The organism is Enterobacter sp. ENT02, from assembly GCF_019219165.1.
GTDB classification, from domain to species: Bacteria; Pseudomonadota; Gammaproteobacteria; order Enterobacterales; family Enterobacteriaceae; genus Enterobacter; species Enterobacter mori.
Window position 1 is genome coordinate 1225103 of the sequence record NZ_JAHUWD010000001.1, and the last position, 14355, is coordinate 1239457.

Below are 14355 nucleotides of genomic sequence, written 5' to 3' on the forward strand. Positions count from 1 at the left end.
TCAGTGCGGGCCACGCAGTTGCTGCTGTAACGTCAGCAGCAGCGTCACTTCCTCGATCCTGCGGCGCGTCGTGCGGCTCACCTCATGCGGATCCCGTTCAAACAGGCTGTTGGCGCCCAGAATATGCTCTGCAAGACAGTGCTCGTAGATCGTGCCGGGAATGTTCCAGCGTTGACGCGTGTCGCTATTTAGCAGCTCCAGCACATCTTCAGCGCCATGCCGGTCGTAACTGATGCTCCGCCCGTCGCGCAACCAGAGCCGTAAGCCTTTTTGCCCGCCCGCGGGTCCCGCATATTTGTTAAGCCAGATATCCACCGGCACGCCGCTGATTTTCCCCTGAAGATGCGCTTCGCCTTCCGCCGTGGTCAGGTCGCCTTTCGCGATATCGCGCCCCAGGCGGTCTTTAGCCGTGACCACCTGCAACGTCATCTCATCATTCCCGCCCAGATAGCGCACCGTTTCGCGCAGCATCGCCAGCACGTGCGTACCGATATCCAGAATCACGCCATCAGGGTGGCGAAGCGTTCGGGTATCCGGCTCGCCAGTGGCAAAGTTAAGCGCGATGGGCTCCCCTGCGGCGTTATATCCGCTCGGCTCCTGCAAAAAACCGTCGATTTTGATGATGTCAGAGACATTGCCAACCAGCGACCGCTTCACCGTTTCGATGCGCGCCATCCAGTGATCGAGCGCCAGCACGCGGGAGGCGGCGTCGGGGCTCGCCAGCAGCGCGTTGAGTTTTTCTGTTTGGGGAAGCGTGGCGACAATCGGTTTTTCAACCACGATGCGAGAAACCGATGAGGCGAGAGCGTGTTCAAGCACCTCAAGATGGTGCAGCGACGACGTGGTAATAAACAGGGTATCAAGCGGCTGGGAGAGAAGTTCAGACAGCGCGAAGCAGCGCGTTACACCCTCCGGCTGTTTTACGGGCTGGATATCAAAGCCTAAACAGTGAGGGGGAGTATCAAAAAGTTTTCGTATCGCGGGCAGGTAAGCTGTTTCAACGACTGCGCCAAGTCCAACAAACCCTAACAGCATGCTCTTACCTCGTTGAGTGAATTGCCGGGGCATAACGCCGCCCCGGCAAGATCGAGGTTTAAGAGGCGTTAGCTGCCGGTTTAGTCTGCGCATTTTCCAGCATGCGGCGCACCGGAACAATGAGGACGATCAGTACCGCGGCACAAATCAGCAGCGCGACGGAGCAGCGCGCAAAGAGATCCGGCAGCATATCCAACTGGTCGGCCTTCACGTGGCCGCCAATCAGGCCTGCAGCCAGGTTACCCAGCGCACTGGCGCAGAACCACAACCCCATCATCTGGCCGCGCATTCTTTCCGGCGCAAGCAGCGTCATGGTCGCCAGACCAATCGGGCTCAGGCACAGCTCGCCAAGGGTGAGCATCAGAATGCTGCCCACCAGCCAGAACGGCGACACGCCCGCCCCACCGTTGCTCAGCACGTTCTGTGCCGCCAGCATCATCAGGCCAAAGCCTGCCGCCGCGCACAGAATACCAATAACAAACTTGGTGATGCTGCTCGGGCGAATGTTCATGCTCGCGAGCTTCGGCCATGCCCAGCTGAACACCGGGGCCAGTAGGATAATAAACAGGGCGTTGATCGACTGGAACCACACCGCCGGAATTTCAAAATCACCGATCATGCGGTTAGTGTAGTCGTTGGCAAACAGGTTGAACGACGTTGGCTTTTGCTCAAACGCAGACCAGAAGAACGCGGCGGAGACCAGCAGGATAAAGCAGACCAGCAGCCTGGCGCGCTCTTTGCGATTCAGACCCGCGAAAAGGAACAGGTAGATAAAGTACAGCGCAACGGACGCTGCAATCACGTAGACCAGCACGCTGGCAACAGCCACCGGGTTAATCACAATCACGCCCTGAGCAATCAGCGTCACGATAACTGCCACGCCGACGGCCAGCGCCAGCAGCCATGCGCCCACGCCGTTACGCTTCACCACCGGGCTGTTCCAGGTGGAGTCGAGACCGACTTCGCTGTCATAGCGTTTCATTGCCGGAACGGCAAACACGCGGAAGATAATCAGCGCCACCAGCATCCCGATACCGCCGATACCAAAGCCCCAGTGCCAGCCGTGAGTTTTAATCAGCCAGCCGGAAATTAGCGGTGCGATAAACGAGCCCATGTTGATGCCCATATAAAACAGCGAGAAACCGCCGTCACGACGCGCATCGCCTTTTTTATACAGGGTGCCGACCATCACCGAAATACAGGTCTTGAACAGGCCAGAACCGAGCACAATGAACATCAGGCCGATAAAGAACAGGTTGTCGCCCATGATTGCAGAGAGCGCAATCGACAGGTGACCGAGCGCAATCAGGATCGAACCGTACCAGACGGCTCTCTGCTGACCGAGCCAGTTATCGGCCAGCCAACCGCCCGGCAGCGCGGCCAGGTACATGGTACCGGCAAAGATACCGACAATCGCCGAGGCGTTTTCACGCGCCAGCCCCATGCCGCCGTCATAAACGGTCGCAGCCATAAACAGGATCAGTAGCGGGCGAATGCCGTAAAACGAGAAACGTTCCCACATCTCGGTGAAGAACAGTGAACCGAGTGGATACGGATGGCCGAAGAACGTTCGGCTCTCTTTTGGATTAACAGAGGATTGCATAATTCTCCCGAAAGGTATGTGTCGTGCTTGTAAACACCAGCAAGTACGCCGGCCAGTTACGTATCTGACCGATTTTTTACATGCGGCGAAAAGTTAGTTAACCATTTGATAACCAGTCGCTAGTTTTGTCTAGTACCGGACCCAGGACTTTAAGACGAAAATTCGATGATTGTCTACTTTTCTGGATTTAAAGATGGTTGGGAATGAATAGTGATTGACTTCACACAGAGAAAACCGGCGGTATGATTGGGCAAAAAAAACCCGCGATATACGCGGGTTTTCAGGAGAACGGCAAAGATTATTTGCTTTTCTTAATGTGCTTAATCAAACGCTTACGCTTACGCATCTGGTTTGGCGTCAGGGTATTACGCTTGTTGGCGAACGGGTTTTCCCCTTCCTTGAACTGGATACGGATAGGCGTACCCATCACGTCCAGCGATTTGCGGAAGTAGTTCATCAGATAGCGTTTGTAGGAATCCGGCAGGTCTTTCACCTGGTTGCCGTGGATCACCACGATTGGCGGGTTATAACCACCGGCGTGAGCATATTTCAGCTTAACGCGACGACCGCGCACCAGCGGCGGCTGATGGTCTTCCGCAGCCATATTCATGATGCGCGTCAGCATCGCGGTGCTCTGACGACGGGTGGAGCTGTCGTAGGCTTCACGCACGGATTCGAACAGGTTACCCACGCCGCTGCCGTGCAGCGCAGAAATAAAGTGCACGCGCGCAAAGTCGATAAAGCCCAAACGGAAGTCGAGGGTCTCTTTCACCTGCTCGCGCACTTCGTTGCTCAGGCCATCCCACTTGTTGACCACGATCACCAGTGAGCGCCCACTATTGAGGATAAAGCCGAGCAGAGAGAGATCCTGATCGGAGATACCTTCACGCGCGTCGATGACCAGCAGCACCACGTTGGCGTCTTCAATCGCCTGCAGCGTTTTGATAACGGAGAATTTTTCCACCACATCGGTGATTTTCCCACGCTTACGCACGCCCGCGGTATCGATGAGGACAAACTCACGTTCATCGCGCTGCATCGGGATGTAGATACTGTCACGTGTGGTGCCCGGCATGTCGTAAACGACGACGCGCTCTTCACCCAGAATACGGTTAGTGAGCGTAGACTTACCTACGTTTGGACGACCGACGATGGCCAGCTTGATCGGCAGGTCCTGCGGGTTGAAGGTGTCTTCAGGCTCTTCTTCGCCCTCTTCACTCTCTTCGAACTGCGCCCAATACTCAGCGTCTTCGTCCACTTCTTCCGGCGGGTTCACTTCGTCAACCCACGGCAGCAGCACGGTTTCCAGCAGGCTGGTGACGCCACGGCCATGCGATGCCGCAATCGGGTAGATTTCACCCAGGCCCAGAGACCAGAAATCCGCGACGGCCTGATCGGCATCGATACCGTCAGTTTTGTTCGCCACCAGGAAAGTCGGCTTTTCGCGTGAACGCAGGTGTTTGGCAATAGCGGAGTCTGCGGGCATCAGGCCAGCGCGCGCATCCACCATAAACAGCACCACGTCTGCTTCTTCAATCGCCAGCAGAGACTGTTCCGCCATGCGGGTTTCAACGCCGTCTTCTGTGCCGTCGATACCGCCGGTATCGATACAGATGAACTCGCGTCCTTCCACCTCTGCACGACCGTACTTACGGTCACGCGTCAGCCCCGGGAAATCCGCAACCAGCGCATCACGGGTGCGTGTTAAACGGTTAAAAAGAGTGGATTTTCCAACGTTAGGGCGCCCGACAAGCGCGACCACAGGTACCATGTTTGAAGCCTCATAAAATTCAAATAAACGTCGCTTTTGCGGCGTTTTTAAAAATGTCAAAACGGCTCCTGAGTGAACAGGAGCCGTTTAGTATACTACAACCGCCGGGTAATTAACGCGTGATCGCGTACAGCGTGCCGTCTTTTGCCTGAATCAGCAGTTTACCGTCAGCGACTACCGGATCGGTCAGGAAACCAGAACCGTCAACTTTTTGCTGTGCAACAAAGCGACCGTTTTCTGGATCGATCCAGTGCATATACCCTTCGCTGTCACCGACCACCAGGCTGCCGTTGTACAGGGCTGGCGCGGTCAGCAGGCGGTGCAGCAGATCGCTCTGCGTCCACAGCGTTACGCCGCCTTCAGTGCTCAGCGCCAGCAGGCGATCGTTCTGGTCAACCATATAGATGCGGTTACCGTCAACGATGAAGTCATTCACGGAGCCCAGTTCACGTTTCCACATGATCTGGCCGCTGCGCAGATCCAGCGCGGTCAGGTTGCCATTATACGCCAGCGTATAAACAACACCGTCAACAATGACCGGGGTGGTGTCCACGTCGCTCAGACGGTCGATTTCCGTTGAACCGGTCGCCTGGGAGATACGCTGCTGCCAAATCATCTGGCCCTGCTGCATCAGCACCGCGCTCACACGACCGTTATCACCGCCAACAATCGCAGCACCGAAAGCCGTTGCCGGGGCGGATTCGCCACGCAGAGACAGCGCTGGCATATCCAGGTTAACGGTCCATTTCACCAGGCCGTCCGCTTCGTTCAGCGCCTGCAGTTGGCCGTTACTGGTATGGATCAGCACCAGACCATCACTCACCACAGGACGAGACAGAGACTCACCGGCAACGGTCGTTTGCCATGCAACAGAACCGTCACTGGTGTTCAGCGCATAAACCTGCGCTTTTTCGCTTCCCACGTAAACGTGACCGCCTGCGACGGTCAGGCCGCCGGAAAGCAGCGCAGGTTTACGGGAGAACCAACCGTCTTTTTCCGCCAGGTTAACGGACCATACTTCTTTCCCGTCATCGGCGTTCACCGCTTTCACGGTACCTTTGCGGTCAGCAGCATAGACAACGCTGTCCGCATACGCAGGATGCAGGTTGGAGTAGAAATCGCCAATCCCACTGCCCACGGAGACATCCCACGCGGTGGAAGGGGTAAACTGGTTTTCAACCGTTGGCAGCGGGGACATTTTTACAACATCTTCTTCGCCACTGAACAGTGAACAACCACTCAATAACGTAACAGAAAGCAGTCCTGGCAGAAGTAATTTACGCAATTGCATCGGGTCCCTCTCAGACGGACAAATTATTTATTTTCATCTGCATCATTTCGCTCAGCGCAGGTGAAGCTTTGCTATCTACGCCAGCTTGCCACGCTTTACGCGCGCCCGCTTTGTCACCTTTGCTCAGCAGTGCTTCACCGCGCAAATCAGCAACGATGGCAGCAAAACCGTCGCCTTTGATGGTATCGAGCGTTTTCAGCGCGTCATCGACTTTTTTCTGCTGAACCTGGATACGTGCCAGACGCAGGTTGATCACTGCTTTCAGGTTTTCATCGCTTGCAGCAGCAAGACCCTGTGACAGTTGTGCAGCGGCTTTATCCAGTTCGTTTTTATCAACGTACTGCTGAGCCACTTCCAGCGCGGCCAGCGCGCCGTAGGTGTTTTTGTTGTCAGCCGCAAATTTCTCCGCTGCCGTCAGCGTTTGCGGCTGGTCGGCACGAATGGCGCTAACGGTGTTTTCGTAGCTCAAAGACGAACCGCGAGCGGCATCAGCCTGATGGTTGTTCCAGTAGCGCCAGCCTACCAGCGCACCTACACCCAAAATAACCCCAACAACCAATGCTTTGCCGTTTTCAGCAAAGAAGCGTTTAATCGCGTCGACCTGGTCGTGTTCGTTCTCGTACATTTCCACGCAGTCTTTCTCCTTAGCCCAATAGAGTGCGCAAGTGCGCCGCAACGCCGTCCTGCGTTACCGTTGTTTGCTCACCAGAGCGCAGGTCTTTCACTACCACTTCGCCGTTAGCCACTTCGGACTCGCCCAGCACCAGTGCAATACTTGCGCCCCACTTATCGGCACGAGCAAACTGTTTTTTGAAGTTGCCGCCGCCATGGTTGGTCATCAGCTTAACGCCCGGCAGCGCATCGCGCACGCGTTCGGCAAGCTGCATCGCCGCAGACTGCGTATCCGCACCTGAGGCCACCAGGTATATATCGACAACGGAATCTGCTTTAAATTCCGGATTAACTGCCTGAACCAGCAAAACAAGTCGCTCAAGACCCATTGCGAAGCCAACAGCAGGCGCCGCACGGCCACCCAGTTGCTCAACCAGGCCATCATAACGGCCGCCCGCACATACGGTGCCCTGCGAACCAAGGCTGGTCGTTACCCACTCAAACACGGTGCGGTTATAGTAGTCCAGACCGCGCACCAGGCGCTGGTTCACGGTATAGGCAATGCCTGCCGCTTCAAGCAGCTTGCACAGGCCCGCGAAGTGTTCGCGAGATTCTTCATCCAGGTAGTCACCCAGCGCAGGCGCATCGTTCAGCAGTGCCTGAACGTCTGCGTTTTTGGAATCCAGAACGCGCAGCGGGTTGCTGTACATGCGACGTTTGCAGTCTTCGTCCAGCTTTTCTTTATGCTGTTCCAGGAACGCCACCAGCGCATCGCGGTAGTTAGCACGAGCTTCCAGGGAACCGATAGAGTTCAGCTCAAGGGAAACGTGATCGGCGATACCGAGGGCGCGCCACCAGCGGGCGGTCAGCATAATCAGTTCGGCGTCAATATCCGGGCCCTGCAGACCAAAGACTTCCACACCCAGCTGATTAAACTGGCGATAACGACCTTTCTGCGGACGTTCGTGGCGGAACATCGGGCCGATATACCACAGGCGCTGCTCCTGATTGTACAGAAGACCATGTTCGATGCCGGCGCGTACGCAGCCCGCCGTACCTTCCGGACGCAGGGTCAGACTGTCGCCGTTGCGGTCCTCAAAGGTATACATCTCTTTTTCAACCACGTCGGTGACTTCGCCGATCGCGCGTTTGAATAACGGGGTCTGCTCTACAATCGGCAAACGGATTTCGCTGTAACCGTAGCTGCCGAGCACCTGTTTCAGTGTGCCTTCAATGCGCTGCCAGATGGCGGTTTCGCCAGGCAGATAATCGTTCATGCCGCGGATGGCTTGAATGTTTTTTGCCACGTTTATTCTCTTTCTATATACAAAAAAAACCCAAAGAATGGGTTCAATCATACATGGGAAGCGGCACGCTTCCCATCACGTTATTTTTCAACCTGCTGAACGTTGATGCGCTGCGTCTCGTCCATCATTGCGGCTTTGGCACGAATGCGTGCTTCGAGCTGGTCGATCATGTCACTATTATCCAGACGATCTTTACGAACGCCATCTTCATAGAGACCACTTTTCTTGTTACCGCCGGTCACGCCCAGTGTTGACACCAGCGCTTCACCCGGACCGTTCACCACGCAGCCGATGATGGAGACGTCCATCGGGGTAATGATGTCTTCCAGGCGCTGCTCCAGCGCATTCACCGTACCAATCACGTCGAACTCCTGACGTGAGCAGGTTGGGCAGGCAATGAAGTTGATCCCACGGGCGCGGATGCGCAGTGACTTCAGGATATCGAAACCGACTTTGATCTCTTCCACCGGATCGGCCGCCAGCGAGACGCGCAGCGTATCGCCGATCCCTTCAGAAAGCAGCAGGCCCAGACCGATCGCAGACTTCACAGAACCGCTACGCAGGCCGCCCGCTTCGGTGATCCCGAGGTGCAGAGGCTGGTCAATCTGCTTTGCCAGCAGGCGATAAGACTCTACAGCAAGGAACACGTCGGACGCTTTCACGCTAACTTTGAACTGATCGAAGTTGAGACGATCCAGATGATCGACGTGACGCATAGCGGATTCGAGCAGCGCCTGCGGCGTTGGCTCACCGTATTTTTCCTGCAGGTCTTTTTCCAGAGAACCGGCATTCACACCGATACGGATAGGAATATTTTTATCGCGGGCGCAGTCCACTACCATGCGGATGCGCTCTTCGTTACCGATGTTACCTGGGTTAATACGCAGGCAGTCGACGCCATATTCAGCGACTTTCAGTGCAATGCGGTAGTCGAAGTGAATATCAGCCACCAGCGGAACGCTGACCTGCTGCTTGATGAGTTTGAACGCTTCGGCGGCATCCATCGTCGGGACGGAGACGCGAACAATGTCCGCGCCTACGCGTTCTAATGCTTTGATCTGATTGACCGTTGCTTCCACATCCGTGGTGCGCGTATTGGTCATCGACTGGACGGCGATGGGTGCCCCGTCCCCGATTGGCACATTCCCAACGTAAATCCGTTTCGATTTTCTACGTTGAATCGGAGCCTGGTTATGCATGAAAAATCTCCCGCGTTGCCCGTCTGTTACTGTGCTGCTGATTGTTCGGCATTAACGGTAAGACGCGCAACCTGGTTAGTTCTGATAAAGCGGCTCAGGTCGACAGGTTTTCCTTGATACTGGATCTGTACCGCTGCCGGAGCGCCGATTTTAAGTTTGTAAGGTGCCTGACCCGTTAGGTTTAACGTGCCATCTTTACGCTGCAGGCCGCTGAACAGCTTTTTGCCTGTTGCGTCAGTCACTTCCAGCCAGCAATCCGCGGTGAAGTTCATCACCAGCGCGTTAGGATCAACTGCTGGTGTCGCCGTGGCTGCCGGGTCGGTAGGCAGTGGTGCCGCAGCAGCATTATCCGCTGGCGCCGTCGCCGCAGGGGCAGTATCCACATTGGCCGAAACAACCGCGTTCTGATCCTGCGCCTGCGTTGCTGGTGCAGCGTCAGGCGTGGTGGCCGGAGCCTGAGCGGCATCGGTCGCAGCTGTTTGCGGCTCGCTGGACGGTGCCGCGCTGTCCGTGTTCAACGGCACGCTCTGTGCGTTGTCATTACCGGATTGATTAAGCTCGGCAGAAGACTGATCGGCCATCGTAGTGATCTCTTCCTGCTGCGCCTTGTGGTTTTGCCACCACCAAGCACCCGTCAGGCCAATCACCACAAACAGCACCAGCCAGGTAAAGCTCATCAGCCAGCCGTCACGTTTTTTACGGCGTTTCCCCAGGGAGAAGGTCTGCATCGGCGCAACTTTTGCTGCACGGACCGGTGCCTGCTTCTCCATCATTGGCAGTAATTCTTCTTCGGGGATATGCACCAGTTTTGCGTAAGAGCGGATATAGCCGCGCAAAAATGTTGAAGCCAGATCGGCAGGCGCCTTATCTTCTTCAATATCGCGAACCGTGGAAACCTTCAGGCACAAGCGTTCTGCAACGGCTTGCTGGCTGAGTCCGAGTTGTTCACGGGCGTTGCGAAGACGAACGCCAGTGGAGAGTGCTTCATTTTGGTCGTGAGTGGCTTCAGTATTCATTCGCTACAACTACTGGTACGTGAAAAAAAAGGGTTCAGGTGCCGGTGAGTCACAATGCCACCCGCACCGCGAAACTTCTGGTCAGTTAACCTTGAACAGACAGTATAAGACTGTCAGCCGGTAGATGACAGTGCAGCTCTGCCCGCCTGGCTAAACTGTTGTTACGTCGTTACATACTGCCCGAAAGTCATATGAAACGCACCGTAATTATTAATCAAACATCACGAATCTGACTGATTATTCAGTAAGATTATGCTTCACGGCGCAGATCATGCGCCGTGGCTGCATAATAATCAAACAGCTTTGACCGCGATTGTCTCACCCTGCATGCGTTTACGCAGCGTACGTTTGGTACGGTCAATCACATCACCCGCCAGCTGTCCGCACGCGGCATCGATATCATCACCACGCGTTTTACGCACGATAGTGGTGAATCCATACTCCATCAGCACTTTCGAGAAACGATCGATACGGCTGTTCGAGCTACGGCCATAAGGCGCGCCCGGGAACGGGTTCCATGGGATCAGGTTAATCTTGCACGGCGTATCTTTCAGCAATTCTGCCAACTCATGCGCATGCTCGGTACCGTCGTTGACGTGATCAAGCATCACGTACTCGATGGTGACACGGCCCTGGTTGGCATTGGATTTCTCCAGGTAGCGGCGCACGCCAGCCAGGAAGGTTTCGATATTGTACTTTTTGTTGATCGGCACAATTTCGTCACGGATCGCATCGTTTGGCGCGTGCAGGGAGATCGCCAGCGCAACGTCAATCATGTCGCCCAGCTTGTCCAGCGCAGGTACAACGCCTGAAGTAGACAGCGTGACGCGGCGTTTAGACAGACCAAAACCGAAGTCGTCGAGCATGATTTCCATCGCCGGAACCACGTTGGTCAGGTTCAGCAGCGGCTCTCCCATCCCCATCATCACCACGTTGGTGATTGGGCGGGTACCGGTCACTTTCGCTGCACCCACGATTTTTGCCGCACGCCACACCTGGCCGATAATTTCAGACACGCGCAGGTTACGGTTAAAGCCTTGCTGCGCGGTAGAGCAGAATTTGCACTCCAGCGCGCATCCTACCTGAGAAGAGACGCACAGCGTGGCGCGGTCATCTTCCGGAATATAGACAGTCTCAACGCGCTGATCGCCGACGGCAATCGCCCATTTGATGGTGCCATCAGACGAGCGCTGCTCTTCCACTACTTCCGGTGCGCGGATTTCAGCCACTTCTTTGAGCTTGTTGCGCAGGACCTTGTTGATGTCTGTCATGTCATCAAAGTTGTCGCTGCAATAGTGGTACATCCATTTCATCACCTGGTCGGCACGAAACGGTTTCTCACCCATATCTTTGAAGAACTCGCGCATCTGCTGACGGTTCAGATCCAGCAGGTTGATTTTTCCATTTTTATTTGGAACCGCAGGAATGGCGACTTCGGAGGTATTCACTAATTCAGACATAATTTTATCCGGCCTCGTTGTTACACGTTATGGCCCATGGAGGGTTGAAAAGAAACGCCCCGGAAAGCAGTCTGCTCGTCCGGGGCGTTGCATTGTACAAAGTCTGACGCAGGGATGCCACGTTTGCACGCGGCATTTACGAAAATATTAACGAGTGCGAGCGCACACTTCGCCTTCTGCGAAGAAGAATGCGATTTCACGCGCGGCAGATTCAACGGAATCTGAACCGTGGGTGCCGTTCTCGGTGAAGCTGTCTGCGTAATCAGCGCGCAGCGTACCCGCCAGCGCGTTGTCCGGGTTGGTTGCACCCAGCAGATCGCGGTGACGCTGAACTGCGTTTTCGCCTTCCAGTACGGATACCACGATTGGGCCGGAGGTCATGAACTCTACCAGGCCGTCAAAGAATGGGCGACCTTCGTGCTCAGCGTAGAAACCGCGAGCCTGTTCAACGGTCAGGTGCAGCATTTTGGTGCCAACGATCTTAAACCCTGCTGATTCAAAGCGAGCGAAGATGCTGCCAATAACGTTTTTTGCCACCGCGTTTGGCTTGATGATGGAAAAAGTACGTTCAATAGCCATGATAACCTCTGTCAATGTTCTGTTGTTTTGCATACCTGAGTATGGTGTGGCGCGGATTATAATGAGCAATAGCGCCATTGCCTATGGATTCAGGTAACATTTTTTTAAAATAAGACGAGTTTTAGCAACAGCTCACATCTGAAAGCTGTTTTCAGATCACTGCAACGTAAAATTCACCGTCGCGACCTGCCCGCTCTCATCCATAACGAGTAACTGATAATCGCCCGATTTATCAAGCTGTAATGTGTAAACTCTTCCCTTCACACTCAGCGGTTCACCGTTCAAAAACCACCAGCGCTCACCACTGTTGCCGGTCGCCTGAAGCGGCAGTGAAACGCGGGATTCGCCCGGCAGGCGTTTAATGACGGCCCCTTCGCGCACGCCTGTCAGGATGAGTGGCGCTGGTGCGTCCTGCGACAGCGGAGGACAGGTTGTTGATGACGGAGGGACCCGTACCGCGCGACGCTCGGTTGCTGGCAGCCACGGCTCCAGCGGCAGCGGCCAGACATCCAAGACTTTTTCAGTTGCATCAGGGCAATCTGCTGCAACACGTCTACCCGTTTTATCCAGCCAGACCGGGAAGCGAATGCCGCGTATGCCTTCCTGTTCGGGCAGGAGCAGCGTGGGCGGTTCACTCCCTTCCAGCAGCCAGGTCGAAAGACGACGCCGGCAGTTTTCACTGCCTTCTGGCAGCGACTGACCGCCCGGCCAGCAGATCACCCCGCGCCCCACGCTTGCCGGGCGAGGGTCACGCGGCAGACGGGCTTCGTCTACCGTTGAGCGTGACTGAAGCAGGTTATTCACCTGGTTTAATAGCGGAACCGCGCTGGCAAAACCAAACTGCCCCGCCACCGGCGTACCGTCCGGCCGTCCGGTCCAGATGCCAATCACGTAACGGGCATTCAGGCCGATAGCCCAGGCATCACGGTAGCCGTAGCTGGTGCCGGTTTTCCACGCCAGCGGCGCGATTTGCGGTAACGCATTATCCGGCAGCGGCTGCGCCTCGTTCGCCAGAATACGGCGAATGATCCACGCCGAACCTTGTGACAACAGCGGACGTTCAGTTAGCGGATCGCCCGGCTGTAACCGCAGCCTTCCCGCTTTACCGTGTCGGGCAAAGGCGCTGTAGGCTGCGGCGATATCGGCCAGTCGCGCGCCTGCACCGCCGAGGATCAGGGAGAGATTCGGCTGAGCTCCCGCGGGCAGGATCAGCGGTAACCCCGCGTTACTGAGCATCCCGGCAAAACGTTTTGGCCCGTAGGCTTCCAGCACCTGTACCGCGGGCAGGTTGAGAGAGCGCACCAGCGCTTCACTCATGCTGACCGGTCCGTGAAACCCACTGTCAAAATTCCCTGGCCGATAATCACCGGTTTTTCTGGGAACGTCCTGGAGCAGAGAGGCGGGATGGATCAGGCCATCGTCCAGCGCCATACCGTAGATAAAGGGCTTTAACACCGATCCCGGGGATCGGATCGCATTGACCATATCCACATGGCTGAAACGACTGTCATCGTTAATATCCACCGATCCGACCCAGCCCCGCACCTTCATATCCGTATGATCCACGACGATCATCGCCAGCGAACTGCGCGCAGGAAGTCGGGACTTCCAGTTCATCGCCAGCTCTTCCAGCTGCCGCTGTAGTCCGGCATCCATCGTGGTGACAATTTTAGTGTCGCGGCTTTTGCCAAGCATCATGCGTGCAAAGAGCGGTGCCAGCTGCGGCATCTGTCGGGGTGCCAGCCATACCGATTCTTCCCGCGATTCCTTGACCTGCTTCGCAGACCAGACGCCCTGCGCGACCATACGGTCGAGCACTTTATTTCGCGCCGCTTCAGCCCGTTCAGGCCAGCGGTCCGGACGTAATCGACTCGGTGCCTGCGGCAGCACCGCCAGCAGCGCTGCTTCGGAATAGCTGAGCTGCGATGGTGGTTTTCCCAGATAGGTCCAGCTTGCAGCCCCTACGCCCTGCAGCGTACCGCCAAAGGGGGCGCGGTTGAGATAGAGCGTGAGAATGTCGCGCTTGGAAAGATGCCACTCCAGCTGCATCGCCCGCCAGAGCTGACGAATTTTACCGCCAAAGGTGCGCGGATGCGGATCCAGCAGGCGTGCTACCTGCATGGTGAGCGTACTGCCGCCAGAGACGACTTTGCCAGAACTGAGATCCTGCCAGGCGGCACGCAGGACAGAGAGCGGGTTTACGCCAGGGTGATCCCAGAACCAGCGATCTTCATACTGGATCAGCGCCTCAAGATAACGGGGAGAGACCTCTTCAATCGTAACCGGGTAGCGCCAGATCCCGTCGCTGTCCGCAAAGCGCCACAGCGGCGTGCCCTTCTCATCCACCACCACCCGGGCGGGGTTAACCTCTTTCAGAGGCAACGGCCACAGGCGGTCGGCGGCGATAATCAGCCCCCATAAAACGAGAAGCGCTCCCGCCAGCCAAAGCCAGCGGGAGCGTGTCAGACGAGCTATCTGCATA

At 56.0% G+C, this 14355-nt stretch carries 11 protein-coding genes; all 11 read right to left on the reverse strand.

What is annotated here, in order from left to right; translation table 11 throughout:
• The 11 genes from KW829_RS05600 to pbpC all read right to left on the reverse strand — a co-directional run bounded on the left by KW829_RS05600 (position 1) and on the right by pbpC (position 14354).
• Positions 1 to 1035, reverse strand: a complete 1035-nt coding sequence (locus KW829_RS05600; RefSeq protein ID WP_218307771.1) for an oxidoreductase — start codon at positions 1033 to 1035, stop codon at positions 1 to 3.
• A 58-nt stretch (positions 1036 to 1093) separates the two neighbouring features.
• Positions 1094 to 2638: a peptide MFS transporter gene (locus KW829_RS05605; RefSeq protein WP_089597813.1), complete on the reverse strand. Its 1545-nt coding sequence runs from the start codon at positions 2636 to 2638 to the stop codon at positions 1094 to 1096.
• A 298-nt stretch (positions 2639 to 2936) separates the two neighbouring features.
• On the reverse strand, positions 2937 to 4409 hold the full coding sequence (der, locus tag KW829_RS05610) for a ribosome biogenesis GTPase Der (RefSeq protein ID WP_108416722.1): 1473 nt from the start codon (positions 4407 to 4409) through the stop codon (positions 2937 to 2939).
• A gap of 112 nt (positions 4410 to 4521) precedes the next feature.
• Positions 4522 to 5700: an outer membrane protein assembly factor BamB gene (gene bamB / locus KW829_RS05615; RefSeq protein WP_010433943.1), complete on the reverse strand. Its 1179-nt coding sequence runs from the start codon at positions 5698 to 5700 to the stop codon at positions 4522 to 4524.
• Positions 5701 to 5710: 10 nt separating this feature from the next.
• Positions 5711 to 6331 (reverse strand): YfgM family protein, encoded by a 621-nt coding sequence (locus KW829_RS05620; protein WP_042718337.1) that lies wholly within the window; start codon positions 6329 to 6331, stop codon positions 5711 to 5713.
• A 13-nt stretch (positions 6332 to 6344) separates the two neighbouring features.
• Complete coding sequence (hisS, locus tag KW829_RS05625; RefSeq protein WP_089597811.1) at positions 6345 to 7619, reverse strand: histidine--tRNA ligase; 1275 nt, start codon at positions 7617 to 7619, stop codon at positions 6345 to 6347.
• A gap of 80 nt (positions 7620 to 7699) precedes the next feature.
• The gene (gene ispG, locus KW829_RS05630; RefSeq protein WP_008502138.1) at positions 7700 to 8818 is read right to left on the reverse strand and encodes a flavodoxin-dependent (E)-4-hydroxy-3-methylbut-2-enyl-diphosphate synthase; all 1119 of its coding nucleotides are present in this window, start codon (positions 8816 to 8818) and stop codon (positions 7700 to 7702) included.
• A gap of 26 nt (positions 8819 to 8844) precedes the next feature.
• Positions 8845 to 9834 carry a cytoskeleton protein RodZ gene (gene rodZ / locus KW829_RS05635; protein ID WP_218307772.1) on the reverse strand — a complete coding sequence of 330 codons (990 nt, stop codon included), beginning with the start codon at positions 9832 to 9834 and terminating at the stop codon, positions 8845 to 8847.
• 293 nt (positions 9835 to 10127) lie between these two features.
• Positions 10128 to 11294 carry a bifunctional tRNA (adenosine(37)-C2)-methyltransferase TrmG/ribosomal RNA large subunit methyltransferase RlmN gene (locus tag KW829_RS05640; RefSeq protein WP_089597809.1) on the reverse strand — a complete coding sequence of 389 codons (1167 nt, stop codon included), beginning with the start codon at positions 11292 to 11294 and terminating at the stop codon, positions 10128 to 10130.
• A 147-nt stretch (positions 11295 to 11441) separates the two neighbouring features.
• Positions 11442 to 11873, reverse strand: coding sequence for a nucleoside-diphosphate kinase (ndk, locus tag KW829_RS05645; protein WP_010433958.1), 432 nt, complete (start codon positions 11871 to 11873; stop codon positions 11442 to 11444).
• A 156-nt stretch (positions 11874 to 12029) separates the two neighbouring features.
• Complete coding sequence (gene pbpC / locus KW829_RS05650) at positions 12030 to 14354, reverse strand: peptidoglycan glycosyltransferase PbpC (protein WP_218307773.1); 2325 nt, start codon at positions 14352 to 14354, stop codon at positions 12030 to 12032.
• Between the last annotated feature and the right edge of the window lies 1 nt (position 14355).